At 74.0% G+C, this 25,918-nt stretch carries 20 protein-coding genes; 9 read left to right on the forward strand and 11 right to left on the reverse strand.

The window, feature by feature from the left end:
• The first annotated feature begins 31 nt into the window (after positions 1–31).
• The 3 genes from ACZ4WV_RS16940 (at position 32) to ACZ4WV_RS16950 (ending at position 3,403) form a co-directional block, all read left to right on the forward strand.
• Complete coding sequence (locus ACZ4WV_RS16940; RefSeq protein WP_465747316.1) at positions 32–1,393, forward strand: cytochrome P450; 1,362 nt, start codon at positions 32–34, stop codon at positions 1,391–1,393.
• A 290-nt stretch (positions 1,394–1,683) separates the two neighbouring features.
• On the forward strand, positions 1,684–2,277 hold the full coding sequence (locus ACZ4WV_RS16945) for an RNA polymerase sigma factor (protein ID WP_465747318.1): 594 nt from the start codon (positions 1,684–1,686) through the stop codon (positions 2,275–2,277).
• A 160-nt stretch (positions 2,278–2,437) separates the two neighbouring features.
• A complete protein-coding gene (locus tag ACZ4WV_RS16950) occupies positions 2,438–3,403 on the forward strand; it encodes a hypothetical protein (protein ID WP_465747319.1) in 966 nt (321 codons plus the stop codon).
• A gap of 112 nt (positions 3,404–3,515) precedes the next feature.
• On the opposite strand, the gene ACZ4WV_RS16955 is transcribed toward ACZ4WV_RS16950, so the two are convergent.
• Positions 3,516–4,961, reverse strand: coding sequence for a cation:dicarboxylate symporter family transporter (locus ACZ4WV_RS16955; protein WP_465747321.1), 1,446 nt, complete (start codon positions 4,959–4,961; stop codon positions 3,516–3,518).
• 56 nt (positions 4,962–5,017) lie between these two features.
• Between ACZ4WV_RS16955 and ACZ4WV_RS16960 the strand changes: the two genes are divergently transcribed.
• From ACZ4WV_RS16960 to ACZ4WV_RS16975, 4 genes are all read left to right on the forward strand, one after another.
• A complete protein-coding gene (locus ACZ4WV_RS16960; RefSeq protein ID WP_465747323.1) occupies positions 5,018–6,862 on the forward strand; it encodes a sensor histidine kinase in 1,845 nt (614 codons plus the stop codon).
• Complete coding sequence (locus tag ACZ4WV_RS16965; RefSeq protein WP_465747325.1) at positions 6,859–7,581, forward strand: response regulator; 723 nt, start codon at positions 6,859–6,861, stop codon at positions 7,579–7,581. Before ACZ4WV_RS16960 ends, ACZ4WV_RS16965 begins: the two co-directional genes overlap by 4 nt.
• 254 nt (positions 7,582–7,835) lie before the next feature.
• Entirely contained in the window at positions 7,836–9,329 is a 1,494-nt protein-coding gene (locus ACZ4WV_RS16970; RefSeq protein ID WP_465747327.1) for a diaminobutyrate--2-oxoglutarate transaminase, read from the forward strand.
• On the forward strand, positions 9,326–10,840 hold the full coding sequence (locus ACZ4WV_RS16975; protein ID WP_465747328.1) for a pyridoxal phosphate-dependent decarboxylase family protein: 1,515 nt from the start codon (positions 9,326–9,328) through the stop codon (positions 10,838–10,840). The genes ACZ4WV_RS16970 and ACZ4WV_RS16975 overlap by 4 nt, the downstream gene beginning before the upstream one ends.
• A 91-nt stretch (positions 10,841–10,931) precedes the next feature.
• On the opposite strand, the gene ACZ4WV_RS16980 is transcribed toward ACZ4WV_RS16975, so the two are convergent.
• The 10 genes from ACZ4WV_RS16980 to ACZ4WV_RS17025 form a co-directional block, all read right to left on the reverse strand.
• Positions 10,932–11,729, reverse strand: a complete 798-nt coding sequence (locus tag ACZ4WV_RS16980; RefSeq protein WP_465747486.1) for an inositol monophosphatase family protein — start codon at positions 11,727–11,729, stop codon at positions 10,932–10,934.
• 255 nt (positions 11,730–11,984) lie between these two features.
• Positions 11,985–13,187 carry a type III PLP-dependent enzyme gene (locus tag ACZ4WV_RS16985; RefSeq protein WP_465747329.1) on the reverse strand — a complete coding sequence of 401 codons (1,203 nt, stop codon included), beginning with the start codon at positions 13,185–13,187 and terminating at the stop codon, positions 11,985–11,987.
• The gene (locus ACZ4WV_RS16990) at positions 13,184–15,061 is read right to left on the reverse strand and encodes an IucA/IucC family protein (protein ID WP_465747331.1); all 1,878 of its coding nucleotides are present in this window, start codon (positions 15,059–15,061) and stop codon (positions 13,184–13,186) included. The genes ACZ4WV_RS16985 and ACZ4WV_RS16990 overlap by 4 nt, the downstream gene beginning before the upstream one ends.
• Positions 15,058–16,245 carry an MFS transporter gene (locus ACZ4WV_RS16995; RefSeq protein ID WP_465747333.1) on the reverse strand — a complete coding sequence of 396 codons (1,188 nt, stop codon included), beginning with the start codon at positions 16,243–16,245 and terminating at the stop codon, positions 15,058–15,060. The genes ACZ4WV_RS16990 and ACZ4WV_RS16995 overlap by 4 nt, the downstream gene beginning before the upstream one ends.
• Positions 16,242–17,981, reverse strand: a complete 1,740-nt coding sequence (locus ACZ4WV_RS17000; protein WP_465747335.1) for an IucA/IucC family protein — start codon at positions 17,979–17,981, stop codon at positions 16,242–16,244. The genes ACZ4WV_RS16995 and ACZ4WV_RS17000 overlap by 4 nt, the downstream gene beginning before the upstream one ends.
• A complete protein-coding gene (locus tag ACZ4WV_RS17005) occupies positions 17,978–19,177 on the reverse strand; it encodes an ATP-grasp domain-containing protein (RefSeq protein ID WP_465747337.1) in 1,200 nt (399 codons plus the stop codon). The genes ACZ4WV_RS17000 and ACZ4WV_RS17005 overlap by 4 nt, the downstream gene beginning before the upstream one ends.
• Positions 19,178–19,388: 211 nt before the next feature.
• The gene (locus ACZ4WV_RS17010) at positions 19,389–20,384 is read right to left on the reverse strand and encodes an ABC transporter substrate-binding protein (RefSeq protein WP_465747339.1); all 996 of its coding nucleotides are present in this window, start codon (positions 20,382–20,384) and stop codon (positions 19,389–19,391) included.
• A 45-nt stretch (positions 20,385–20,429) separates the two neighbouring features.
• Entirely contained in the window at positions 20,430–21,431 is a 1,002-nt protein-coding gene (locus ACZ4WV_RS17015) for an ABC transporter ATP-binding protein (protein WP_465747341.1), read from the reverse strand.
• The gene (locus ACZ4WV_RS17020) at positions 21,431–22,465 is read right to left on the reverse strand and encodes a FecCD family ABC transporter permease (protein WP_465747343.1); all 1,035 of its coding nucleotides are present in this window, start codon (positions 22,463–22,465) and stop codon (positions 21,431–21,433) included. The genes ACZ4WV_RS17015 and ACZ4WV_RS17020 overlap by 1 nt, the downstream gene beginning before the upstream one ends.
• On the reverse strand, positions 22,462–23,439 hold the full coding sequence (locus ACZ4WV_RS17025; RefSeq protein ID WP_465747488.1) for a FecCD family ABC transporter permease: 978 nt from the start codon (positions 23,437–23,439) through the stop codon (positions 22,462–22,464). The genes ACZ4WV_RS17020 and ACZ4WV_RS17025 overlap by 4 nt, the downstream gene beginning before the upstream one ends.
• Positions 23,440–23,667: 228 nt before the next feature.
• Between ACZ4WV_RS17025 and ACZ4WV_RS17030 the strand changes: the two genes are divergently transcribed.
• Positions 23,668–24,588 (forward strand): (2Fe-2S)-binding protein, encoded by a 921-nt coding sequence (locus ACZ4WV_RS17030; RefSeq protein ID WP_465747344.1) that lies wholly within the window; start codon positions 23,668–23,670, stop codon positions 24,586–24,588.
• Positions 24,589–24,822: 234 nt separating this feature from the next.
• On the forward strand, positions 24,823–25,821 hold the full coding sequence (locus ACZ4WV_RS17035) for an alpha/beta fold hydrolase (protein ID WP_465747346.1): 999 nt from the start codon (positions 24,823–24,825) through the stop codon (positions 25,819–25,821).
• Positions 25,822–25,918 lie beyond the last annotated feature (97 nt).

A 25,918-nucleotide genomic window follows, 5' to 3' on the forward strand; every position in this document is an offset into this window, starting at 1 on the left:
CGCCGTACTCGCCAGCGCAGAAGGAGTGCCGATGACCACCACAGCCGCCATACCGGGGCCGGCCGGGAACCCGCTGGTCGGGTCGCTGTTCGACCTCACCCGCCGTCCACTGCGCACCTACCTCGCGGCCCGTCGTGACTACGGCGACGTGGTGCGCTTCCAGGCCGGGCCGCCCGGTCTGCGCGTCGAGTTCTACGGCGTGTTCTCGCCCGACGGCGTCCACCAGGTGCTGGGCAGCGAGGCGGCCAACTTCCGCAAGGAGAACGCGTTCTACGACGAGCTGCGGGCCAGCGTCGGCAACGGGCTGCTGACCAGCCAGGACGGTGAGTACCAGCTCCAGCGCCGGCTGATCCAGCCGCTGTTCACCCGGCGCCGGGTCGACGGCTACGCCGACGCGCTCGCCGAGGAGGCGCAGGCGCTCACCGAGCGGTGGCGGAGCGTACCGGGCGGGGTGGTGGACGCGGCGGAGGAGATGTCGCGGTTCGCGCTGCGTGCGGTGGCGCGGATCCTCTTCGGCGCCGACGTCGAGGAGGCGGTGGAGGTGGTGAACCGCAGCTTCCCGGTGCTCGGCGAGTACGTGAAGGAACGCGGCTTCGCCCCCGTCCGGCTGCCGCGCAGCTGGCCGACACCCGGCAACCGGCGCGGCGCCGAGGCGCAGCGAGCGCTGTACGGGATCTGTGACCGGATCATCGCCGAGCGGGCCGCGCGCGGCGGCGACGAGGACGCGGACGACCTGCTGACGCTGTTCGGGCGGGCCCGCGGCGAGGCCGGCGAGCGGCTGGATCCGTCCGAACTCCGGGACCAGGTCCTGGTGTTCCTCCTCGCCGGTCACGAGACCACGGCCACCTCACTGGCCTTCGCGCTGCACCTGCTGGCCAAGCATCCGGAGCAGCGCAAACTCGCGCAGCAGGAGGCGCGGACCGTCCTCGCGGGGCGGGCGCCCACGGCGGCGGACCTGGAGCGGCTGCCGTACGTCACCCGGGTGCTCAAGGAGGCGATGCGGCTCTTCCCGGCGGCGGCGCTGGTCGGGCGGCGGGCGGTCGAGGAGACGGTCATCGACGGGCACGTCATCCCGGCAGGGGCCCAGGTCATGGTCGCGCCACTGGTCACCCACCGGCACCCGGACCACTGGGTGGACCCGGAGCGCTTCGACCCGGACCGGTTCCTGCCGGAGGAGGAGAAGGCCCGGCACCGGTACGCCTGGTTCCCGTTCGGCGGGGGACCGCGAGCGTGCATCGGGCAGCACTTCTCGATGCTGGAGGCGGTGCTGACGCTCGGGGTACTGCTGCGGGACTTCGAGGTGGAGCCGGTGGACCGGCGGGTGGCGCTCTCCATGGGCATCACCCTGCGGGCGGCCAGCCCGATGCGGGTGCGGGTGACGGCGGCCGGCTGAGCGGATTCGGCGTTCGTCTCTGGGCGGCTGCAACGGGCATGCGAACAAGTAACAGATAACAGATTTCGAAATCTGTTATCTGTTACTTGTCATCTGTCATCTGTCAGCTGTCAGCTGGCGGCCGCCTCTCGCTCTGTGTTTGACTGCCGCGTCCGCTGGGCGACCAGTTGCACACGAATCACTGCGCAGAGTGAGGGGGCGATCTATGATGTGACCCGTGTCACAACCTGCTCAGCGGGTCGAACCGACCCAACTGGGCGTACGGAGTGCCGATTTCCGGGGAGAGCGGCATGGCGGATTGCAGCAGACGATACCTGGGCGGGCGGGGCAAGGAGCTCGGAACGGCTCCCACCGAACGCCAATCCGCGGATTTCAACCGAGCGTTCACCGACCTCCTGCCCAAACTCCACCACGCCGCTGCGACGCTCACCGGCAGCCCGCTCGCGGCCGGGGACGTCGTCCACGACGCCTACCTGCGGATCGCCCGCCGCCCGGAGCGGTTCCTCAGCCATCCGCAGCCCTACGCCTACGTGTTCACCACGATGACCAACATCCTGCGCGACCAGTGGCGCCGCGAGCGCCGCCGGGTCCCGCTGCCGGAGGTGCCCGAGCAGGCCGAGCCGGCAGAGCGCGGTCGCTCCGAGCCGGAGCCGGTGTCCGGCGGACTGGCCGAGCTTCAGGCGCGGTGGGAGGTGGTCCGGCTGCTCGGTTTCCTGACCGCCAAGCAGGCCCGCGCGGTGGTGCTGGTGGATCTCCACGGCTACTCCGTCGACGAGGCCGCCGACCTTCTCGGCCTGCACCGCAGCACCCTGGCCGTCACCCGTCGCCGCGCCCACCGCCGACTGCGCGCCGTCCTGGAGCACGAGCGCCGGCACGGAGCCTGAGCGCGGACATGGAGCCTGACGCCGGGTCGGAGCTTCGGTGCCGGGTGGATCCCTGAGCCCCCGGCCCGCACAGGAGGCATCCGACCGGTCCCCGACGTCCGACGCACCGAACCGACGACAAGTCGGCCGATGCGCCACCCCGGCCCGTACGCTGAAAATCGTGATCACGGACGACGACCACCGCCTGCGCGCCCTGGCCGAGGACGGCCGCTGGCCCGAGCTGCTCGCCGCCTACCGGCAGGGCCGGGCGGCGGCTGTCGCGCAGGCCGGGGAGCGGGCTGCCGCGGCCCTGACCGCGCCGCTCGGCCACCTGATCGCCTACGCGGCGCCACCCGAACTGGCCGTCCGGCTGTTCGACGCGGACGGCGGCGAGGGGACGGCCGCCGGAGTGGCCGACCACGACGCCGGTCCGATCTGGGAGGTGCTGGCGACCCGGCACTCCTGGCTGCGGCTGTCCCCGCTGCTCGGTCCGGCCCCGGTGCGCCGCCTGGTCGCGCACACCCGGGTACTGCTCGGGGAGGACCTGTCGTACGGGGCCGAACCCGACCCGGAGGGCGTGCCGCTGCGGCTTGAGCCGTGGGAGGCGGCGGGCTGGGACGAACCCTCCCGGGTGCGCGAGTACCTGCCCGGCGGGGGAGCGCGCAGTGCGGTGCTGACGCTGCCGTCCAGCCGGGAGGGACTGGGCGAAGTCGACTTGCCGGAGCCGGGCGCCCGGCTGGGCGGCCAGCGGGTCACCCGGGCGCTGGCCGAGCTGTCCGCGATCGCGCCGTGGGCGGAGGTGGTCTGCGTGCGCGGCCAGGCCCCGTTGGCGGCCGCAGTGCTGGCCCGGGGCCGGCGGGTGGTCGGCGGGTACCTGCCGTTCGCGCTCGCCTACCCGGCGCTGGTGCAGGCCGCCGCGGTCGGCCGCACCCACGGCGGCGCGCACGGGCGGCTGGGGCTGTGGCGGGCACTGAGCGCGATGGCGGGCGCGGATGACCCCGACCGGGTGGAGGTGAACGCCCTGGTGGCCCGGATGCGCTGCTTCACCTGGCAGGAGCCGGCGGCCGGCCTGCGCCATCTGCACCTCGCGCTGGAGGACCCCGCGAGCGGGGTGGCCTGGGCCATCAGTGGCTCACAGGAGTTCTGAAGCCTCGCCTCGCCCGGCCCGGCCTGGCCCGGCCACGGACAACGGGAACCCCTGGCCCGACGCCGCCTCCCGGGTGGCGCCGGACCAGGGGAGTGGAACATGGCTCGGCCGCTCAGGCGGCGGTGGACGCGCTGGACGTGGTGGGCGCGGTGGGAGCCGGATCCGCCGTAAGGAGCGGCTCCGGGGCGGGCTCGGCAGTGCCCGGGGCACCGTGGGCGTCGCGGGCACCGTGGGTGTCGTGGGCGTCGACCAGGGTCCGTTCGTCGAAGGGCAGCTCGCCGCCCAGGACCCGGCGGGCGCGCTCGGCGTCCAGTTCACCGGTCCACTGCCCGATCAGCACGGTGGCGACGGCGTTGCCCGCGAAGTTGGTGAGTGCCCGGGCCTCGGACATGAAGCGGTCGATGCCGACGATCAGGCCGACCCCGTCCACCAGTGCGGGCTTGTGGGACTGCAGCCCGCCCGCGAGGGTGGCCAGCCCGGCGCCGGTGACCCCGGCCGCGCCCTTGCTGGCGATCACCATGAACACCAGCAGCGAGATCTGCTCGCCGATCGACATCGGCTTGTCCATCGCCTCGGAGATGAAGATCGAGGCCATGGTGAGGTAGATCGCGGTGCCGTCCAGGTTGAAGCTGTACCCGGTCGGCACGGTGATGCCGACGACGGGGCGGCTGACGCCCAGGTGCTCCATCTTGGCGATCAGGCGGGGCAGCGCGCTCTCCGAGGAGGAGGTCGAGAGGATCAGCAGGAACTCGCGGCCGAGGTACTTGAGCAGCGCGAACACGTTGATCCCGGCGACCAGCCGCAGCAGCGCGCCGAGCACCACCACGACGAAGAGCGCGCAGGTCACGTAGAAGCCCACCATGATCACGGCGAGGCTCTTCAGCGCGGCCGTGCCGGTGGCCCCGACGACCGCCGCCATGGCCCCGAAGGCGCCGATCGGCGCGACCCACATGATCATCGACATGACGCGGAAGACCAGCCGCTGCAGGTGCTCGACGCCGCGCAGCACCGGGGCACCGGCCGGGCCCATCGCCTGCAGGGCGAAGCCGGCCAGCAGTGCGACCAGCAGGGTCTGCAGCACCTTGCCCTGGGTGAGGGCGGAGAACAGGGTGTCGGGGATCATCCCCAGCAGGAAGTCGGTGGTCGACTGGGCCGCGCCGGCGGCCGCCTGGGCGTGGCCGGACTTGGCGAGCGCGGCGGTCAGGTGCAGGCCGCCGCCGGGCTCCAGCAGGTTGCCGACGACCATGCCGATGGCCAGCGCGACGGTGGACATGGCGAGGAAGTATCCGACGGCCAGGCCGCCGACCTTGCCGACCTGCGCCGCCTTGGTGACCGAGCCGATGCCCAGCACGATGGTGCAGAAGATCACGGGACTGATCATCATCTTGATCAGGTTGACGAAGCCGGTGCCGACCGGCTTCAGCTCCACGGCGAAGCCGGGGGCGACCAGTCCGACCACCACGCCCGCGATCACGGCGGCGATCACGGCGAGGTAGAGGTAGTGGGTCCGGTCCTTGCGTCTGGGTCCCCCCGCCGTTGCGGCTCCAGCTATCGACATCTACGGCTCCTTCGCCCTGCATTCCTGGCGGCCCCGGGTGGTGGGCCGCTCCGACTATGGGCTCGGGGGTGACGGGGGTCACGTTTGCGTTCATAGAGTTCACGGCGGGAGGGGGCTGCTCCGGGCCCTGGGAGCCGCGGAGGGCGTGGTGCACACTGACAGGCATGTCCGTGCGCCCCGACCCCGCCCGTCCGCGTCGCCGGTGGCCGCCCCTGCCGTGCCCGCCACGCTTGCCGCGTCGACGGCGCCTGCCGCGTCTATCGCGCCTGCCGCGCCGGTTGGTCCGCAGCCTGGCCGGGCAACTCTTCGTCGTCCAGGTGGTCATCGTGGCCGCCGTCGTCGCGGGCGGCGCGGTGCTCGCGTACCTGTTCACCGCCGAGCGCACCGAGGACGCGGCCCGCCGCGAGGTCACCTCCGTCGCCCACGCCGTCGCCGACTCGCCGTCCGTCCGGTCCGCCGTCGCCGGGCCCGACCCGACCGGGGTGCTCCAGCCGTACGTCGAGCAGGTGCGCCAGGACACCGGGGTCTCCTTCATCACCGTCATGGACACCGACGGGGTGCGCTGGACCCACCCGCTGCCCGAGCAGATCGGCAAGCGCTACCTCGGGCACATCGACTGGGCGCTCGCCGGCCGAACCCGCAGCGAGACCTACACCGGCACGCTCGGCCCTTCCGTGCGGGTGGTCACCCCGGTGTGGGACGACCGGCACCGGGTAGTCGCACTGGTCAGCGTCGGCCTGACGCTGGAGTCGATCTCCGCCCAGCTGAGCGGTCCGCTGCTGGCGCTGGTCGCCGTCGCGCTGGCGGCCCTGGCGCTCGGCGGGGCGGGCACCTACCTCGCCAACTCCCGGCTGCGGCGGCACACCCACGGCATGGGGCCGGACGAACTCAGCCACCTCTACGAGTACCACCAGGCGACCCTGCACTCCGTACGGGAGGGGCTGATCCTGCTCGACCGCTCGAACCGGGTGGTGCTGTGCAATGACGCCGCCCGCGAACTGCTCGGCCTGCCCGGCGGGTTGGACGGGCGCCCGGTCGCGGAACTGGGCCTGCCCGAGGCGCTGGTGACGGCTGTGCTCGGCGAGGCACCGGTACGGGACGAGGTGCACCTGACCGCCGAACGGGTCGTGGTGCTCAACACCTCCACCATCGGCACCGGCCTCGGCCGGGTGGTCACCCTCCGCGACCACACCGAACTCCAGTCACTGAGCGGAGAACTGGACTCCGTACGCGGCTTCACCGAGGCGCTCGGGGCACAGGCGCACGAGGCCGCCAACCGGCTGCACGCCGTCGTCTCCCTGATCGAACTCGGCCGTCACGAACAGGCGGTGGAATTCGCCACCGCCGAACTCGAACTCGCCCAACAGCTCACCGACCGGGTGGTCGCGGCGGTCAGCGAACCGGTGCTGGCCGCGCTGCTGCTCGGCAAGGCCGCCCAAGCGGCCGAGCGCGGAGTGGAGTTGACCCTCACCGAGGACAGCCGGATCGACGACGGCGTGCTGCCGCCCGGCCTGCCCGCCCGGGACCTGATCACCGTGCTGGGCAACCTGATCGACAACGCGGTGGACGCCGCGATCGCCGGAGCCGGGCACAGCGCCCCCGCACCTGAGGTCACCGTCACCGCGCGGATCGACGGCGAGGACTCGCCGGACGCCTGCCTGCTGCTGCGGGTCGCCGACACCGGGGCCGGCATCGACCCGTCCGCCGTCCAGGACGTGTTCCGGCGCGGCTGGAGCACCAAGCAGGACGGCCACGGGCACGGCCTCGGGCTGGCGCTGGTCGCCCAGGCCGCCCGGCGCAACGGCGGCACCGTCGAGGTCGGACGGGAGCGCGGCGCGGTGCTCACCGTACGGCTGCCGCTGGCCGGTCGCGCCCGCGAGCGGGAAGGGGCCCTGGCGTGACGGCGGCCGGAGCAGCCCGAGCGGACATCTCCGTCCTGGTGGTCGAGGACGACCCGGTGGCCGCCGCCGCGCACACCCTCTACGTCGAGCGCGAGCCCGGCTTCCACGCCGCCGGGACGGTGCACAGCTGCGCCGACGCGCTGCGCTTCCTGGAGAAGGCCCGCGCTGCAGGGGCGTCCGTCGACCTCACCCTGCTGGACCTCTACCTGCCGGACGGCCACGGCCTGCAGCTGTGCCGCACGCTGCGCGCGGCCGGGCACGCCACCGACGTCATCGCCGTCACCTCGGCCCGTGACCTCGCCATGGTCCGGCAGGCGGTGTCGGCGGGGGTCGTCCAGTACCTGCTGAAACCGTTCAGCGCGGCCGCGCTGCACGACCGGCTGCAGCGCTACGCCCGCTACCGGGACAGCCTGGGCCGGGCCGGCGAGGCGACCGGGCAGGAGGAGGTCGACCAGGCGTTCGCGCTGCTGCGCACGCCCGAGCGCAGCCCCCTGCCCAAGGGGCTCAGCGCGCCGACCTTGGACACCATCGCGTCCGTTCTGCGCGAGGCCGCGACCGGGCTGTCGGCGGCCGCCGCGGGCGCTGCCGCCGGGGTCTCCCGGATCACCGCGCGGCGCTATCTGGAGCACCTGGTGGACACCGGGCGGGCGGTGCGGGAGCCGCAGTACGGGAACGTCGGCCGGCCGGAGCTCTGCTACCGGTGGAAGGGGCGGGCCTGACCGCTCGTGCCGTTCTGGGGCCGGGCCGAGGCCGGGCGGGCCGGGGCCGGGCCGGGAGGGGCCGGGCCCCGGGTTTCAGTCGTCGGGCGTGACCTTTCGGTGCTCGGCTCGTTGGCCCGCTCGGGGGTCGTGTCGCGGGTGCCGGGGAGGTTCGGGGAGGTTCACCCGCTCGGGTGGTTCTGGGGGACCCGGGGCATTCCGCCAGGTCAAGGGCGATAAAGTTAGGCTTACCTAACTTCTTCTGGGGGTTCGCCTTGTCGCTCGCCGCCGTACCCGCCCAGGACGCCTGCGGGGCCGCCACCGGGGCACCGCCCGCCGGTGAGGCCATCCTGCGCCGCCAGCGCGTCCGCGAGTCCGCCGCCCGGACGTACGCCCGCTCCTTCCCGATCGTCCCGGTGCGCGCCAACGGCATGACCGTCGAGGGTGCCGACGGGCGGCGCTACCTCGACTGCCTCTCCGGCGCGGGCACCCTCGCCCTCGGCCACAACCACCCCGTGGTGCTGGAGGCGATCCGCCGCACCCTCGACAGCGGCGCCCCGCTGCACCTGCTCGACCTCGCCACCGCCGAGAAGGACGACTTCACCAGCGCGCTGTTCGACAGCCTCCCGGCGGAGTTCGCCGCCCGCGCCCGGGTGCACTTCTGCGGCCCGGCCGGGACGGACGCCGTCGAGGCCGCGCTCAAACTGATGCAGACCGCCACCGGACGCGCCGGCGCACTCGCCTTCACCGGCGCCTACCACGGGATGACCGCCGGAGCCCTCGCACTCACCGGCAACGTCGCCGTCAAGGAACCGCTGCCCAGCGGGGGCGAAGTCGTCCGACTGCCCTACCCGTACGGCTACCGCTGCCCGTTCGGCGTCGGCGGCCAGGCCGGCACCGAACTCGCCGCGACCTACGTGGAGAGGCTGTTGGACGACCCCTCGGGCGGGGTGGTGCCGCCCGCCGCGATGATCCTGGAGGCCGTCCAGGGCGAGGGCGGAGTCGTCCCCGCGCCCGACGGCTGGCTGCGCGAGATGCGCCGGATCACCGCCGAACGCGGCATCCCGCTGATCGTCGACGAGGTGCAGACCGGCGTCGGGCGCACCGGAGCGATGTGGGCGGTCGAGCACAGCGGCATCGTCCCGGACGCCATGGTGCTGTCCAAGGCCATCGGCGGCAGTCTGCCGCTCGCCGTCGTCGTCTACCGGGAGGACTACGACGGCTGGCGGCCGGGCGCTCACACCGGCACCTTCCGCGGCAACACCCTCGCCATGGCCGCCGGGGCCGCCACACTGCGCCACGTCGCCGCCCACGGGCTGGCGGAGCGGGCCGGGGTGGTCGGCGCGCGGATGGTCGCCCGGCTGCGGGAGCTCTCCGCCGAACTGCCGGTGATCGGCGACGTGCGGGGGCGCGGGCTGATGCTCGGCGTCGAGCTCGTCGACCCCGCCGCCGACGCTGACGCCTGCGGGGCCCGGCCGGCGGATCCGGCGCTCGCCGTGCGGGTGCGGGAGGCATGCCTGGCACGCGGCCTGATCGTCGAACTCGGCGGACGCCACGACGCGGTGCTGCGGCTGCTGCCGCCACTCACCATCACCGACGAGCAGGTGGCCGCGGTGCTCGACCGGCTGGCGGACGCCATCGCTGCGGCCTCCGCCGAGACTGCCGTGGCGGCGCGGACGACTCCGGCGGCTCTGGCGGCTTCACGGGCGGCTCCGGCGGCTCCGACGGCTTCGGGAGCTTCGAGGGCGGCTTCGCGAGGGCGGGCGTGACCGCCCGGCCCGACCCCGGACCCGAACTGCCGCGCGACGACCTCCCGTTGGACGCGCTCGCGGGCGGCGCCGACGGCCCCGGGGCGCTCCGCCCGCTGCTCGCCACCGTCCTCGACGCGCTCGACACCGGCATCGCGCGGCGCTCCGGCCCGCTACCCTCCGGGAGCCCCGCCGAGATCGCCGCCCTGGTCGCCGACGGGCTGTCCGCCGCCGACGGGCACGACGCCCTGGCCCGGCTCACCGAACTGCTCGCCTACGGCGCCGCCGACCCCGCCGACCCGGCCTGCGCGGCCCACCTGCACTGCCCTCCACTCGCCGTGGCCACCGCCGCCGACCTCGCGGTCAGCGCGCTCAACCCCTCGCAGGACTCCTGGGACCAGGCCCCCGCCGCGACGGCCATGGAAACCGCGCTGCTCGCCGAACTCGCCACCCTGGTCGGCTACGACCCGGCGCGCGCGGCGGGCGTGCTCACCTCCGGCGGCACCGAGTCCAACCTGATGGGCCTCATGCTCGCCCGGGACCAGAAGCTCGACGGCATCGTGGAGTTGGACGGAATCCCGGCCGGCGTGCGACCGTGCATCCTGGCCTCCGAGGTCGCCCACTTCTCCGTCCAGCGCTCCGCCGCCCTGCTCGGACTCGGCGAACGGGCCGTGGTCGACGTCCCCGTCGACCGCCGACTCCGCATGCTGCCCGACGAGTTGGAACGCGCCCTGGCCGAGGCCACCTGGGCCGGCCGGACCCCGATCGCCGTCGTCGCCACCGCCGGCACCACCGACACCGGCACGATCGACCCGCTGGACACCGCCGCCGAACTCGCCGGGCGCTACGGCGCCTGGCTGCACGTCGACGCCGCCTACGGCGGCGGTGCGCTGCTCTCCGACCGGCTCGCCCCACTGCTCGACGGCATCGCCCGCGCCGACTCCGTCTCCCTCGACTGGCACAAGCTCGGCTGGCAACCGGTCGCCGCCGGCGTCTTCCTGGTCCGGCGGGCGGAGACCTACGTGTCGCTCGCCCGACGCGCCGAGTACCTCAACCCGGTGGACGACGAGCAGGCCGGCTACCCCAGCCTGCTCGGCCGCTCCCTGCGCACCACCCGCCGCGCCGACGCCTTCAAGCTGGCCGTCACCCTGCGCACCCTCGGGCGCGAAGGGCTCGGCCGACTGGTCGACGCCTGCCACGAACTGGCGCTCGCCGCCGCCTCCGCCGTCCGCGCCGAACCCTCGCTCGAACTGCACGCCGAGCCGGTGCTCACCGCGCTGCTTTTCCGCTACCGGCCGCCCGGGCTGACGGACGAGGCCGCCCTCGACGAGTTGAACGGGCGGCTGCGCCGGCTGCTGCTGCGCACCGGGCGGGCGGTGGTCGGGCGCACCGAACTGCCGGGCGAGGGGCCCGGGCGGGTCCGGCTGAAGCTCACGCTGCTCAACCCTCACACCACGGCGGGGGAGGTGGGCGCGCTGCTGCGGGAGGTGGTCGGCGCGGGGCGCGAGGTCGCCGGGGAGTGGGCGAGGTAGTGGCAGGCCCGTGCCCGTCGGGAGCTCCCCGGGGGTGGCGCTCCGGTGATGCGTGCCGGGCGGGCGGGTGTCGCAGGGGGTGGCCGCGCGGTCAGTTGCTCAGCAAAATGTCCCGGCTGAGCTCCCAGGTGTGGGGGTCGGCGGCGACCAGCAGTCCGTCCACGCAGCCGGGGGCCTCGGGGCGGTAGGGGCTGCCGTCCAGTCGGGCCGACACCCCGCCGGCCTCGGAGAGGAGGAGGGAGCCGGGGGCGTGGTCCCAGGGGAGGGTGCGCCAGTAGAGGATGAAGTCGAACCGGCCCTCGACGACGTCCGGGTACTCGATCCCCGCCGCGCTACGTCCCGGGTCGATCCCGCCGAAGGCCGAGCCGTTCGCTTCCAGGCGGCGGCGCCGGCCGGGGTCGAGGAAGCGGCTCTTCAGGACGCCCGTCAGCTCGGCCGGGTCGGCCGGTGCCGGTGACCGGGTGAGGCGCTGGCCGTCGCGCCACGCGCCGGCGCCCAGTTCGGCGCTGTAGGCGGTTCCGGTGGTGGGCTGCCAAATCCAGGCGGCGACCGTCCGGCCGGAGCGGACGAGGGAGCACATCACGGCGTAGTCGGGGCGGCCGGCGACGAAGTTGGCGGTGCCGTCCACCGGGTCGACCAGCCAGACCGCGGGCTCGTCGTGGATGGCCCGGGCGAGGTCGGGATCGGCGGCGACGGCCTCCTCACCGACCACGGGGACGGGGAGCAGCTCGCTCAGCCGGCGGGTGATGATCGCCTCGGCCTCGCGGTCGGCGATCGTGACGACCTCGCCCGGGGCCTTCTCCATCACTTCGCCGGCGGCCAACGCGCGGAAGCGTGGCTCCACCGCCTCGGCCGAAGCCTCGGCGAGTATCTCCGCCACCTTGTCCATCAGCACGTTCGTGCTCCCTTCGCTGTTTACCACTGTCGCACGAGTGGGCGAAGGGGGGTGCGGGGGACGGGGGCGGCGGACAGCGGACAGCGGACGGATGACAGATTTCAACATCTGTTATCTGTTAGTTGTCGGCTGTTTTCTGTCATCTGTTATCGATCACCCGCCAGCCGTCGCGCTGGAGTGATGAACTGTCGGCCGCCCCCGTCGGCCGCCCCCGTCGGCCACCCGCCGCCGACAGTCACCCGCCGGCCGTCACCCGCCCAAGTAGTGGAAACCCGGGCGGCGGTGCATCAGGAACTCGTGGTGCGAGATGTTCCATCCGTACGCGCCCGCCATCGCGAACAGCACGCGGTCCCCCGCCCGCAGGCCGGCCGCGCCGCTCGCCGCTCGGGCCAGGACGTCCTTCGGGGTGCAGAGCTGCCCGGCAAGAGTGGCCCGCCCGGTGGCGACCTCAGGGCGCGGCCAGGGGTGCGGCCAGTCGGCCACCGGGAGCACCTCGAAGGGTTGGGAGTGCCCGCGGGTGGCGGGCGTGCGCAGGTGGTGGGTGCCGCCGCGGACCACCGCGAAGTCCTCGCCGTGGCTCCGCTTCACGTCCAGCGCCTCGGTCGCGTACCAGCCGCAGTAGGCGGTCAGCGCCCGGCCCGGCTCGATCCGCAGGGTCAGCCCCGGGCGGGTGTCGAGCAGCTTGGCCAAGCCCTCCCCGAACGCCGTCCAGTCGAAGCGCGCCGCCGGGTCGTCGTAGTCCACCGCCATCCCGCCGCCGATGTTGACCTCGGCCAGCGGGAAGCCGTGCAGCGCGGCCAGCTCGGTCGACCAGGTGACGATCTGCTCGGCGACCGCCAGCTGCTCCGTCGCCGCCAGCCCGCTGGCCAGGTGGGCGTGCACCCCGCGCAGCCGCAGCTGCCGCCCGAGCGGCCCGCCGCCGGTGAGCAGCCGGACGCACTCCTCGGCCCGGTCGGGGTCGAGCCCGAACGGCGTCGGCCGCCCGCCCATCGCGAGCGGCACCGCGTCCAGGGCGTCGGTGACCACCGGCAGGTTGACCCGGAGCAGCACGTCCACCACCGCCCCGGGTCGGTCGGCGAGCATGGCAGCGAGCAGGTGCAGCTCCTGCTCGCCTTCGACGTGCCAGCGGTGCACCCCGGAGTCGACGGCGGCGGTGATCTCGGCCGGCGTCTTGCCCGGTCCGCCGAAGGCCAGCGGCGCGTCCGGCACGGCGGCCCGTACGTGGGCCAACTCCCCGCCGCTGGAGACCTCGTAACCGTCGACGGCGTCGCGCAGGGCCGCCAGGAGCGGCGCGTCCGGGTTGGCCTTGGCGGCGTAGTACAGCTCCACCCGGTCGGGCAGCGCGGCCCGGACGGCGGCCGCGTGGTCGCGCAGCGCGGCCAAGTCGTAGAGGTAAGCGGGTAGTTCGTCGGACGGAAGGGAGGCGACGTGGTGGCGGACGCTGTCGGTCATCGGACGGGGCTCCCGGCGGGAAGGTGGGCGGTCATGCGGGCGGCCTCGGCGAGCACCGAGCCGGCCAGCGGGGAAGGCAGCCGGACGTACCCGGCCTCGCGGTCGGCCTTGCGCTCCCAGCGGGTCAGCAGATTGGCCTTGGCGGGCAGTGGGACGCCGGCCAGCAGGGCCCGCAGTCGGGGCGGGCGGCCGTGGGCGGCGGCGTACTCCTCCAGGGTGTCCCGGACGGCCTGCCAGAGCGCCCCCTCCAGCCCGGGGTGCCGGTCGGCGAGGGCGGCGAGCAGTTCGGCGACGTGGTTGACCAGCAGGCAGTAGACCACCCGGTCCCAGCCGCGCTCGGCGTCGTAGCTCATCGGGCCGGCCACCTCCGGCGGGAGGGCGGCCAGGAGGTCGGCGTTCTGCTCGGGGACGAGCTTCGTGCCCTCCAGGTCGCGGAAGAGCACCTGGGCCGGGCGGCCGTCGGGGCCGACGCCGATCAGCACGTTCTGCAGGTGCGGTTCGAGGACCACGCCGTGGTCGAAGTAGGCGGCCAGCACCGGCGGGAGGAGCAGCCGCAGGTAGGCGCGCCACCAGTCGAGGGCGCCCGCGCCGTCCGAGCCGTCCCCGAGCAAGCGGGAGACGTGGGCCGAGCTGGTGGGGTGCTCGTCGGCGACGGCGGCGGCGAGCAGCGGCGTCACGCCGGGCCGCAGCAGGCCGCCGAAACCCTCGCGCAGGATCAGGCCGAAGCCCTCGTACAGTGCCCGGTCGGGCCGGCCGTCGGCGCCGGGCAAGGCGAGGGTGCGGAAAGCGGGTTCCCGCAGCATCGTCGCGTCGGGGAAGCGCCGGGCGAGGTCGGTGAGCGCGGGCGACAGCAGCCGGGTGAGCGCGACGGCGCCGGTCAGCTCGTAAGCGGCGTTCTTGCGAAGGCAGTTGGTGATGCGGACGTTGAGACTGAACTTGAGGAAGGCGTCCGCGCCGTACAGGGTGCGCACCGAGGCGGTGGCGGTGAAGTGCTCGCCGCGCGGGCCGAGGTCCAGGACGTCGCTGCTGGCCAGCGCCGCGCGCAACAGTGGGTGGTCGCTGATGAGTTGGTACTGCCAGGGGTGAGCGGGCAGCAGCCGGTAACCGTCCGGGACCTCGCCGAGGCCGTCCAGCAGGGCGCTCGCGGTCGCGTCGGCGGACTCCTCGGCGAGCAGTTCGAAGCGGACGGCGAGGTGGCGCAGCGGGAAGGCCGCGCGGGACTCGGGCGCGTACCGGCTCCACTCCCCCCGGGCCGCGGAGCGGGACTTGGGGGCCGGGTGGAAGCGGTGGCCGAAGAGCAGGGCCTGCTCGGACTCCAGGTAGCGGTCGTCCCCGGCGGGTGGGCGGCCGTTCAGGCCCTGGTCCACGCCGTGGTGGCTGGACGCCACCTGGTCGAGGAACTCCTCGTTCACCGTGCCGGTGCGCAGCTCCAGCTCGTCCTGGGCGTACTCGGCCAGCTCCTTCCAGCCCAATTCCCGCCAGCCGTCGACGGTTTCCTCGAATACCGGGCCGGTGAAGCGGTGTGCGCCGAGCAGTGAGGTGCGGCGCAGGGCGACTCGCAGCAGGGTGCCGCGGCGAGGCAGGCGCAGTAGCAGGCGGCCCTCGTCCACGGCGGTCTGGTGTTCGGGTGCGGAGACCTCGCGCAGCAGGCAGTTGAGCAGGGTGTGGGCCACCGCCTCGTCGGCGCTGGGAAGGCCGATCGGTGCACCGGTGGACGGGTCGGTCGGCAAGCCGACGTGGTGGTCGCTGTGTTGGCCACGGGTGGGCCGGCCGCCGATGAGCCGGTCGTCGGTGGCCGGATCGCCGGTGGGCAGGGTGGCGGGGAGGCCGGTCGCGGCGGCGGCCGACTGCGGGCGGGCCGTACGGGCGGTCATCGGGGGCTCCTACGGGTCAGGAGGGCGAGCAGGGCGGCGGCCAGTGCGGCGGCGGTACCGGTGACGACGGGGGCGGCCGGTCCGCCGCTGCCGTTGGCCAGCGCGGCGGCGAGTCCGGCGGCGACGGCGCCGCACTTGGAGACGGTCTCGCGGGTGCCGAACATCCGGCCTGGGGCGCGGCCCCGGGCGGCTTCGGCGGCGAGGACGGCGAGGCAGACCAGGCCGAAGGTCATGCCGAACCCGAGCACCACCCGGGTGAGGGCGAAGGTGAGCAGGGACCGCGCGGGGGCGTGTCCGGCCAGGCCCAGGGCGACCAGGGCGAAGCCGAAGGCCAGCCCGGTGAGGGGCCGCGCCTCGACGGCGGCGTGCACCCGCCCGGCGGTGACCAGGTAGACCAGGTGCGGCAGCGCGAACAGGAAGCCCGCGACCGTGCCGTTGACGCCCGGCAGCCGCTGCTGCACCAGGGTGATCAGGTAGGGGAAGGAGATGATGGTGGCGAAGACGAAGGCGAACTCGAAGGTGTAGAGCAGCCTGAGCGAGCTCGGCGGATCGATCTGCGCCACGTCGTCGTCGGCCCGGACGGCCGCGGGGCGGGCCGGTTCCGGCAGGAAGCCGAGCAGCACGGCGGCGGTCAGCGGCAGCAGCGCCATCACCAGGTACTGCCGGTGCGGGTCGATCCACGGCGACAGCGCGCCGACCAGGATCGGCGCCGCGACCAGCGCCGCCCGGGCGCTGCCCTGCATCAGGGTCAGCGCCCGGGACAGCTGGGAGCCGTCCAGCGCCGAGGCGAGGTAGCCGTTGGTGGCGGAGAAGGTGCCGCCGAGGAAGCCCTGGAGCACCAGCGCGATGGTGAAAGCGGGCAGGCTGTCGGCGGCTCCCGCGAGCAGGAAGGAGACGGTGAGGCCGAGTTGGGCGCGCAGCAGCAGCCGCTTCTGGCCGAAGCGGTCGGCCAGCCGGCCCCACAGCGGCGCGCCGAGGGCGGTGAAGACGGTCGGCGCGATGTAGAGCAGGCCGGCCCAGTGGCCGTCGTGGTCGCCGAGCCCCGGGAGGATCTCGGTGAGGTAGGGCGGCAGGCCGAGGGCGGCGAAAGAGGCGACGAAGTAGCAGGCCGCGACGGCGTGCACCTGGCGCCGGTCCAGACCGACCGCCGCGTCGGCTGGACGTGCCAGCGGTTCGACGGTCATCGGGAAAGGTCTTTCAGCAGCAGGTAGTTGGGGCCGTCGGTGTAGTGCTTGTTGATGTCGGCGGCGCCGCTGCGCTCCTTGCTGAGAAGGGTGCCGGCGCTCACCATGGCCTTGACGGGCAGCCGTTCGGCGTCCAGCAGGGCGGTGCGCAGCGGCTCCCCGGCGGGGCCGAGGCGGTTCACCGACTCGCTGAGGACATCGCGCAGCAGCCGCAGGCTCAGGTCCAGCGGTACCCGGTCGTGTGCGGCGAGACCGAAGGCGAGCGAGGCGGTGCACAGGTGGCCGGTGATCGTGGCGAACAGGTCGGTGAGGGCGCGGTCCTGCTCGCCGAGAATCCTCGGGTCGCAGAACTCGGCCGCCAGGTGGGCAAGTTCGCCGATCCGGGCAGTGTTGATCCGCGGCCCGTCGTTGTCCTTGTAGAGGAGCCGCAGGCCGGTGCCGTCGAGGACGAGCGAGGTGTTCTGCTGGTGGGACTCCAGGGCGATGCCGTAGCCGAACAGGGTGGTCTGCCAGTCGATCAGCAGCCGCAGCAGTTCCTCGTACAGGGCGAGCACGGAACCGCCGTGGAAGCGGTCGGCCAGGTGGTCGATCACCAGCCGGCCGTCGGGGGCCCCGGCGAGCAGCGCGGCCAGCGGCACCGTGACGGCGTCGTCGAGGCCGGCCGGGTAGCGGCGCAGCAGGACGGCCAGCAGTTCGTCGTCAGCATGCGCGTAGCACTGTTCGTCGGCGTGCAACACCCGCCCGGCGAAGCGCGGTTCGCGGGCGACCACGGCCTCCACCAGGCGCTGGCCGACGGCGCCGTTGACCAGGGTGACCGGCTTGATGGTGCGCCGGTTACGCAGGCCCAGCGTCGCGGTGGCCAGCGGGAGTTTGAGGTGGCAGGTCGGGTCCTCGGCGACGGCGACGGTGCGCATGGACAGCGCCGGCAGCACGGTGAGGTACGGCTCGGGGGCGAGTACCGCGCCCGGGGCGATCCGCTCGAAGTCCTCGCCCGCGGTGAGCGGGTGCACCGGGACGGTGAGGAACTCGCCCGGGACGCCGATCTGTTCGGCGGTCGGCCACCAGCAGGGCAGCGGACCGTCGCCGCGCACGGTCAGCAGCGCAGCTGGGACGGCGAGCCAGCGCAGCTCGAAGCTCTGGTGGAACTCGGGCGCGTAGCGGCGCAGTTGCGCCTCGGTGAGGCCGGAGCGGCCGCGGGCGGTCGGGTAGACCGGGTGGTCGAGGAAGGCGGCGAGGGCCTCGAAGCCGAGTGAGGCGCGCGGGCCCGTCCAGTCGGCCGTGTCCTTGCCGTACTGCTCGGCGAGCGCGGCGTGTACCTCGGGACGGACCCGGTCGTGCAGTTCCATGGTGGCGAGGGTCTGGCGGCACTCCTCGGCGAAGGCCAGGTGTCCGGGCCGGTCCAGCGGGTCGGCGCGGTCGGCCAGCTGGGCGAGGATCGTGAACAGGCCGGTCAGCCGGTCGCCGTTCGCTTCCAGCTCCGGCAGCCGAGCCGCGTAGTCGCCCTGGAAGCCCTCGGGGGCGACGGGCAGGGCGAGCGACCCGTCGCTCAGCCAGGGGCCGTCGGCCCGCTGCTCGACGGCGCCACCGGTGCGCAGGCCGAGGACGTCCTCGCGCAGCAGGGCGGACAGCACGCGCAGGGTCAGCTGGTCGGCGGGCGTTCCCTGGGCGGGCGTACCGTCGGCGGGCGTTCCCTGGGCGAGCGCTCCCTCGGGAGACGTCAGGGCGGTGGGAGTCACGAGGCGATCTCCCAGCGGTTGGCGGCGATGAACTCCGCCACGGCGGCGTCCACCGCGTCCTGGTCGGGGCCGACCGCCCAGACGATGCCCAGGTAGTCGCGGTTGGTGCGGTAGAGCTCGTGCCGGGCGCCGAGTGCGCGCACGGGGCGGTAGGAGAGCGTGACCCCGTCGGGGCGCCGCTCGAACAGCGGCTCGGGAGCGCTGGTCAGGGTGCCGGCCCGGTCCGCGCAGACGCGCTCGTGGCGGGCCCGCCGGTCGGTACGTGCCCCGAGGTCGGCGGGCAGTTCCTCGCCGAGGTGGGCGCGCAGCACCAGCTCGAAGTAGGGGAGGTCGAGGATCTCGGCGAGCATCAGGTCGCACTGGTCGCCGATGGCGCGGTAGTTGACTTCGATGAGTCGGACGCGGCCGTCCGGCTGGAGGACGAACTCGGTGTGGCAGGCGCCGAGTCCGACGCCGAGCGCGTCGAGCTGGGTGAGCACCTGGTCGACGACGGCCCGGCGGTGCGCCGGGGTGAAGGTGAGCACCTCCTCGATGAAGTCCGGCGGCGGGGAGAGCCGGGTGCGGAAGCCGCCGAGGACGTGGCGGGCGCGGCGGTCGCCGAGGGTCTCCAGGGTGCACAGCTCGCCGGCCAGGAACTCCTCCACCACCAGCGTGGCGCCGGGGCGGCGCTGCTGGATCTCCCGCACCCGCGCGGCGAGTTCGGCGGCGTCGGCGACCAGCGTGACGTCCTCGCTGGCGACGCCCTCGCGGGGCTTGAGGATGCAGGGGAAGGGCGGGGTGAGGCCGGCCGGGTCCTGCCCGGGTGCCAGTTCGGCGGACCACACCTGGTCCAGGCCGGTGTCGGCGAGGTGGCGCCGTAGCTGGCCCTTGTTCTTGGCCCGCAGCGTGGCCTTCCAGTCCTTGCCGGGCAGTCCGAAGTAGTCGGCGACCAGGGCGGTCTGGGTCTGCAGGTGGTCGCTGTTGCTGAACACCGCGTCGGGCGTGTGGTGTTGGGATATCGCCCCGATCACCTCACGGAAGTCCTGGACGTCGCACTCCATCAGCTCGTACGGGAATCCGGCGTCGGCGTAGGCGCGTCGGTGGTCCTCGACGTAGTTGGTGAGGACGGTGACGTCGAGGCCGAGCCGGGCGGCGGCGGGCAGGAAGCCGCGGGTGACGGAGTCGGTGGGGTTGAGGGCGAGCAGGTAGAGCCGCATGGGGTGTCCTTGGGAGGGCGTGCGCGGGCGGATGGGCGCGCGTCGTCGGGCGCGGGACCGGGGCCGGGACCGGGGCCGGGGCCGGAGGCGGGGGCGGGATCCGGGGCGTGAGACCGGAGCTGGGAGGGCGAACAGATGACAGATAACAGATTTCGAAATCTGTTATCTGTTCGCTGTTATCTGTGATCTGTTCGCCGTCGGCCGTCAGCGGCTACTTGGGCGCGTCCACACCCGTCGCCTTGGCGATGTCGACGAGCATCGCGTCCGCCGCCTGAACGCCGATGCCGGACATCCAGGTCTCGTCCGGGACGTTGAACACCTTGCCGTTCCTGACGGCGTTCAGGCCCTGCCAGACCGGGGTCTGCTGGACCTCGCTCTCCTTGGTCTTGGTCGGGTCGTCGGCGGTGGTGACGAACACCAGGTCGGCGTCGGCCTGGCTGATCTGTTCCGCGCTGACCTCGATGATGTTCTTGTCCACGTCCTGCGAGGCCGGGCGGCCAAGGCCCACGTCCTTGAGCACCACACCGCTGTACGAGGCCTTGGCGTACAGCCGGGTGGGCCCGGCGACGAAGCGGACCACCGACGCGGTCGGCATCGTCCCCTGGTACTTCTCCTTGATCGCCTCACCCAGCTTGTGCGCCCGCTCCTCGTAGTCGGCCAGCGCCTTCTTCGCCTCGGCCTCCTTGCCGAGGGCCTGGGCGTACAGCGCCAGGTTCTCCTTCCACGGGAACCCGGTGGTCTCCGCCAGCACCGTCGGGGCGATCGCGTTCAGCTGGTCGTACACCTTGGCGTGGCGGACCTTGGAGGACAGGATCAGGTCGGGCTTGAGCGAGGCGATCAGCTCGAGGTTCGGCTCGTTCATCGGGCCGACGTCCTCGGTGTCCTTGATCTTGTCCTTCAGGTAGTTCGGGAACCCGCCCTCGGTCTTCATGTGCGGGGACACCGCGCCGACCGGCGTGACGCCCAGCAGCGTGACGTCGTCCAGCTCGCCGCTGTCCAGCACCACGACGCGCTTGGGCTGCGACTTGATCTCGGCCGTCCCGGCGGCGTGCTTGACGCTGCGCGGGAACCCGGAGGCGGTGCCGGCGGAGGCGGCCGAGGAGGCGGAGTCGCCGTTCTCGGCGGTGTCCCCGGTGCTGCCGCAGGCGGCGAGGATCGTGGCGGACAGCGTGACGGCGAGGACGGCGACGGGGAGTCGGCGGTTCATGGGGTTCCTAGGATCGGATCGAACACGGGACTGGGGGAAGCGGAGTCAGACGGCGCCGGAGGCGGGCGGGTCGGCAGCGGCGACGGGGCCGGAGGCGCCACGGCTGCCGCGGGCCCGGGGCACGACCAGCGGCGTGCCGGTCTCCGGATCGGGCACCACCCGGCACGGCACCCCGAACACCGCCTCCACCAGTTCGGCCGTCAGCACCTCGGCGGGCGGACCGGCCGCGGCGAGGCGGCCGTCCTTGAGGACGACCAGGTGGTCGGCGTACCGGGCGGCCTGTCCGAGGTCGTGCAGCACCATCACCACCGTGCGCCCGGCTTCCGCGTGCAGGTCGGCGACCAGGTCGAGCACGTCGAGCTGGTGCCGCAGGTCGAGGAAGGTGGTCGGCTCGTCGAGCAGGAGCAGGTCGGTCTCCTGGGCGAGCGCCAGCGCGATCCACACCCGCTGGCGCTGCCCGCCGGAGAGCCGGTCGACCTGCCGGTCGCGCAACTCCGCCGTGCTGGTGCGCTCCAGGGCCGCCTCGACCGCCGCCTGATCGGCCTTGGACCACGGGCTCAGCATCCGCTGGTGCGGGTAGCGCCCGAGCCGTACCAGTGCCTCGACGGTGACCGCCTCCGGCGTGACCGGCTGTTGCGGCAGCAGGCCCATCCGCTTGGCGAGCGTCCGCGCGGGCATCCGGTGGATGTCGGCGCCGTCCAGGGTGACGGTGCCGGCCGCCGGCTCGAGCAGTCGGACCAGTCCCCGGAGCAGGGTGGACTTGCCGCAGGCGTTCGGTCCGACGATGGCGGTGACGGCGCCGCCGGGCAGTTCGAGGTCGAGGCCGTCGACGATGGTCCGCTCGCCGTAGCGCAGCCCGAGCCCGCGGGTGGCGAGCCGGTTGGCGCCCGCAGGCTCTCCGGCGGACGGGCCGGCGCCCGGCCGGCCGACGCCCGCGCGGTCGCCGGTGGTCTGGTCGGTGGGCTGGCCGGTGCTGGCCTGGCCGGTGCTGGGCTGGGCGGCGCTGGTGTGCGCGGCGGTGGCCTGGTCGGTGGCCGGGCTGGTCATCAGCTGCTCCTCTGGGGAAGCCGGCTCTGGCGGATCATCAGCACCAGGAGCCAGGGCGCGCCGAGGGTGGCGGTGACGGCACCGACCGGCAGGCCGTGGACGGGGATCACGTGCAGTACGAGGAGGTCGGCCGAGAGCAGTAGCACGGCGCCGGTGAGCGCGGTGAGGCCGAGCGTGCCGAGGGTGGGGGGCCCGGCGAGCAGTCGGACCAGGTGGGGGACGGCGAGTGCGACGAAGGCGACCGGCCCGGTCAGCGCGGCGGCCAGCGAGGCGAGCGTGATGGTGAGCAGCAGCAGCCGGAGCCGGTCCCGCGCGGGGTCGAGGCCGAGCGCGCCGGCCGAGTCGTCGCCGAGGTCGAGGACGGCGAGCCGCCGCTGGCAGAGCAGGACGGCCCCGGCGGTGAGCGCGATGGCGGTGCCGCCGATCCACACTTCGGTCCAGTTGCGTCCGTACAGCGAGCCGGTGGTCCACTGCATCGCGGAGGAGGCCAGCTCGGCCGGGAACCGTACGATCATCAGGTTGACGGCTGCGGCCAGGCCTTGCTGGACCGCCAGGCCCACCAGGACCAGCCGGGTGACCGCCATCTTGGAGCGCCAGGCGAATCCGCCGAGCAATAGGGCGGCGAGCAGCCCGCCGCCGACCGCGGCCACGGGGATCAGCTGCTGGGAGGCGCCGGTGGCGAGCATCAGCACCGCGCCGAACGAGGCGCCGCCGGTGATGCCGATGGTGTCGGGGGCGGCCAGCGGGTTGCGGAACAACCGCTGCAGCATCGACCCGGCCATCGCCAGCCCGGCGCCCGCGATCAGCGCGGACACCACGCGCGGCGCCCGGAACTGCTGCACCACCAGGACGGTCCCGGGCTCGCCCTGCCCGAAGAGGGCGCGCAGCGCGTCCCAGGCGGGGATGCTCACCTGGCCAGTGCCGAGCGCGATACCGGTCAGCAGCACCAGCAGGGCGACGGCCACCAGGGACCAGGCGGCGGTACGGGCCCGGCGGCGCCCGATGGCGCCGCTCGGGACGGCAAGCGCGGTCACTTGGCCACCTTCCGCGCCAGCACCGCGAGCAGCGGCGCGCCGAGGAAGGCGGTCACGATGCCGACCTCGATCTCGGAGGGCCGCACCACGAGCCGGCCGAGCACATCGGCGGTGAGCAGCAGCAGCGGACCGGCGATCAGGCAGCCGGGCAGCAGCCAGCGGTGGTCGTTGCCGACCAGCGGACGGACCAGGTGTGGTGCCGCCAGTCCGATGAACGCCACCGGCCCGGCGACGGCGACCGCGCTGCCCGCCAGCAGGACGACGGCGAGGCCGCCCACCAGCCGGATCCGGGCCACCGGCACGCCCAGCGACTGGGCGGTGTCGTCGCCCAGTGCCAGCGCGTTGAGCGCGGGCGAGACGGCGAAGGCACCCAGCAGGCCGAGCGCCAGGAACGGCAGCACGGGGGTGAGGGCGTCCAGGTGCCGTCCTGCGATCGAGCCGGCCAGCCAGAACCGGGCCTCGTCCAGGGTGCGATGACTGGCCAGCATCAGCGCGGACGTCCAGGAGGTGAGCACCACGGTGAGCACCGTGCCGCCGAGCGCGAGGCGGACCGGATCGAGGTCCCCGCCGCGCCGGGACATCGCGTAGGAGGCGACGGCCGCGACGGCTGCCCCCGCGAAGGCGAACCAGACGTACTCGACCGGGCGGGAGAGGTCCAGGGTGTAGATCGCGGCGACTACGGCGAGGCTCGCGCCGGCGTTGATGCCGAGGGTGATCGGCGAGGCCAGCGGGTTGCGGGTGACGCCCTGGGCGACCGCCCCGGCGACGCCGAGCGCGGCCCCGACGGCCAGCCCGATCAGCGCGCGCGGGACGCGAAGGCCCGTCACCACGTCGGCGTCACCGCCGTGGGTGGCGCCGGTGAGGGCGTCGACGACGGTGGACAGCGCGATGGACCGGGAGCCCAGCGCGAGGCTCAGGGCCGTACACAGCGCGAGTGCGCACACGCCGGCGAGCAGCAGCAGGGGCCGCCGCACCGCGGCGGAGCGGGGCTTCGGCGGGGCTGGGGTGACCGGCGGATCGGTTCTCAACACGAGTCGACATCTTAGGTTAGGTTTACCTAAGTTCGTCAAGGTCGGGCCGGTCGGGCGGGTCGCTTCGTCGGCCTGTCCGACCGCGATGCGAGGTGGTCGAACGAATCCTTGAGGCATTGTAAGGTAAGGCTCACCTTAATCGATCTTTCGGTAGCGATCCCGGGAGCGCCGATGGTCCCCAGCACGCCCCTGCCCGTACGCGCCCAGCCTCCGCCGCCCTCGCTGGTCGCCGACTACGAGCGGCTGCGCGAACTGTGCCCGGTGCTCGAACTGCGCCTGCTCGACCCCGCCGAGCCCGACCCGTCGGCCGCCGACGGCTGGTACTCCGGAGCCCGAATCGCCACCGACCGACGGGCGTTGGCAGCCGTCCTCGCCGGAGCCGAGGAGCGCATCGCCGCCGAACACGGGCGCCCGCTCCGCCCGCACGTCACCGCCTCCCGGCTGCTCCACCACTACGTCTGGTCCGCCTGCCTGCTGATCGCCGGCCCCTGGCACCTCGCCCGACGCGTCCCGGCCGTCGACCCCGCCGACCTCTGGCTGCACGCTCCCACCGGCGGGCTCGCGCTGCGCCCGCGCGGACACGCCGCCGGCGCCGCACACCTCCCGCGTAACCTTCCCCGCGAGCTGCCCTCCGGTCTCCTCTCCGACCTCCGCGGAGACCGCGCCTGCGGCCTGCGCGGAGACGTCCCCGGCGACGACGAACTGCGCGCCGAACTCCGGGCCGCCGTGGTCGCCCACCTCGAACCGGTGCTCGCCGCCTTCGCCGGACCGACCCGTCGCCGCGGTCGCGCACTCTGGGGCATGGTCACGGACGACCTCGCCTCCGCCGTCTGGTACCTCGGCCGGATGCTCGGCGCGCAGGACCCGGCCGCGGAGGACGCCGCGGTCGCCGCCGCCGGGGCCCTGCTGCCCGGCGACACCCTGCCGCTCCCGGGCACCGCCGACTTCCGCCGGCTCCGCACGGCCGACGGGCGCGAACACCACACCCGCACCCGGCTCGGCTGCTGCCTCTACTACGCCGTCAAACCCGGGGCCGCCGCCTGTCTGACCTGCCCGCGCACCGGCGACGAGGAGCGGCTGCGCCGCCTCTGACGGACCGCCGGGCAGGCCGGGCAAGCCGGTCGCGCCGGTCCGGTCGGGTGCGCCGCTCGCGCCGGTCGTGCCGGTGCTCGGGGCGCGGGCCTTACCGGCAACGGGGCCGTCGATCTCCCGTGCACGCCCGCCGGAGCGCTGCCGCTGGCTGGAGCGGGCGTCAGTGCGGGATGGCGGCCGCCGGGCGGGATCAGGTACAAGTGGTGATGCTGCCGGATCCAGGGGGAACCGAACATGCCGACCGTGTGGGAACCGCAGGGGTACCCGGGAGGTCTGCGGGGCGTCCAGGAAGCCATCGTCCGCGCCATTGCCGAGCGAACCCCGGTCGAGCTGCGGCCGGGCGAACTCGACCGCGGCGGCAGGGCGTTGCGCTGGGTGGAGGCCGGTACGGGCGACGGCCCGCCGGTGGTGCTGGTCGCCGGCTGCGGCGAGTCGTCACTCAGCTGGGCTCCGGTGCTGCCCGAACTGGCGGAGCACCTTCGGGTCGTGGCGTACGACCGGGCCGGGCTCGGTGCCAGCGAGCCCGAACCGGTGGCGCCTCCAGCCTTGACCCGTCCGGAATTGACGCGTCCAGCCCTGACGCCTCCGGGATTGACGTGGCCGACTCCGCCGCGGCCGACCCTGACCCAGCAGGTCGGGGACCTGGCCGCGCTGGTGCGGCGCCTGGACGCCGGACCGGCCGTGGTGGTCGGGCACAGCTGGGGCGGTCAGCTGGCCCAGCTCCTCGCCTGGCGCCGGCCGGAGCTGGTGGCCGGCCTGGTGTTGGTGGACCCGGCCCACGAGGAGTTCAGGCCACGGGCCATCAGCGCCACCGAGGCCGTACTGACCAGGCTCCACCTGCTCCGGACGGCGGTGGCGCCCGGCGCGGCGCAGCACACCGGTGACGCGCTCGCCCGGGCCGAGGCGGCCGTCCTCGCCCACCCCCACCAGCGGCGCACCGTCCTCGCCGAGAACCGGCTGACCGCCCTCGCCTTCCCCGAACTGCGCCGACAACGCGCCGCCGGGCGGCTGCCCGAGGTGCCCGTGGCCGTCCTGAGCGCGAGCGACGGACTGCCCCGGGCGCTGCGCTCCCGCTGGACCGCCCTGCAGTCCCGGATCGCGGCGAACGCCATCCGGGGCACTCACTGCGTGGTGCACGGCGCCGGGCACGCCATTCACGCCGACCGGCCGCGGGCCGTCATCGCGGCCGTCCTGGAGGTGTCCGACCACGCCCGATACGTCCGGAAAGACTGACAGGTAGCGCCAATCCTCCCGTCGACGGGGGCTGCTGGGCCTCCGGCACGCTCTGGCACACTGTGTGCCGACGACCCGTCGGGGCGGGTCCATGACA

This window comes from Kitasatospora sp. NPDC029312, from assembly GCF_055569215.1.

Coding starts and splice junctions, on each gene's coding strand:
- ACZ4WV_RS16960 (WP_465747323.1), top strand. CDS start 5,018: ATGGGCTCGGGGGTGACGGGGGTCACGTTTGCGTTCATAGAGTTCACG.
- ACZ4WV_RS17015 (WP_465747341.1), bottom strand. CDS start 21,431: ATGACCAGCCCGGCCACCGACCAGGCCACCGCCGCGCACACCAGCGCC.
- ACZ4WV_RS16980 (WP_465747486.1), bottom strand. CDS start 11,729: ATGGACAAGGTGGCGGAGATACTCGCCGAGGCTTCGGCCGAGGCGGTG.
- ACZ4WV_RS16985 (WP_465747329.1), bottom strand. CDS start 13,187: ATGACCGACAGCGTCCGCCACCACGTCGCCTCCCTTCCGTCCGACGAA.
- ACZ4WV_RS16940 (WP_465747316.1), top strand. CDS start 32: ATGACCACCACAGCCGCCATACCGGGGCCGGCCGGGAACCCGCTGGTC.
- ACZ4WV_RS17005 (WP_465747337.1), bottom strand. CDS start 19,177: ATGCGGCTCTACCTGCTCGCCCTCAACCCCACCGACTCCGTCACCCGC.
- ACZ4WV_RS17030 (WP_465747344.1), top strand. CDS start 23,668: ATGGTCCCCAGCACGCCCCTGCCCGTACGCGCCCAGCCTCCGCCGCCC.
- ACZ4WV_RS16990 (WP_465747331.1), bottom strand. CDS start 15,061: ATGACCGCCCGTACGGCCCGCCCGCAGTCGGCCGCCGCCGCGACCGGC.
- ACZ4WV_RS17035 (WP_465747346.1), top strand. CDS start 24,823: ATGCCGACCGTGTGGGAACCGCAGGGGTACCCGGGAGGTCTGCGGGGC.
- ACZ4WV_RS17010 (WP_465747339.1), bottom strand. CDS start 20,384: ATGAACCGCCGACTCCCCGTCGCCGTCCTCGCCGTCACGCTGTCCGCC.
- ACZ4WV_RS16945 (WP_465747318.1), top strand. CDS start 1,684: ATGGCGGATTGCAGCAGACGATACCTGGGCGGGCGGGGCAAGGAGCTC.
- ACZ4WV_RS16955 (WP_465747321.1), bottom strand. CDS start 4,961: ATGTCGATAGCTGGAGCCGCAACGGCGGGGGGACCCAGACGCAAGGAC.
- ACZ4WV_RS16995 (WP_465747333.1), bottom strand. CDS start 16,245: ATGACCGTCGAACCGCTGGCACGTCCAGCCGACGCGGCGGTCGGTCTG.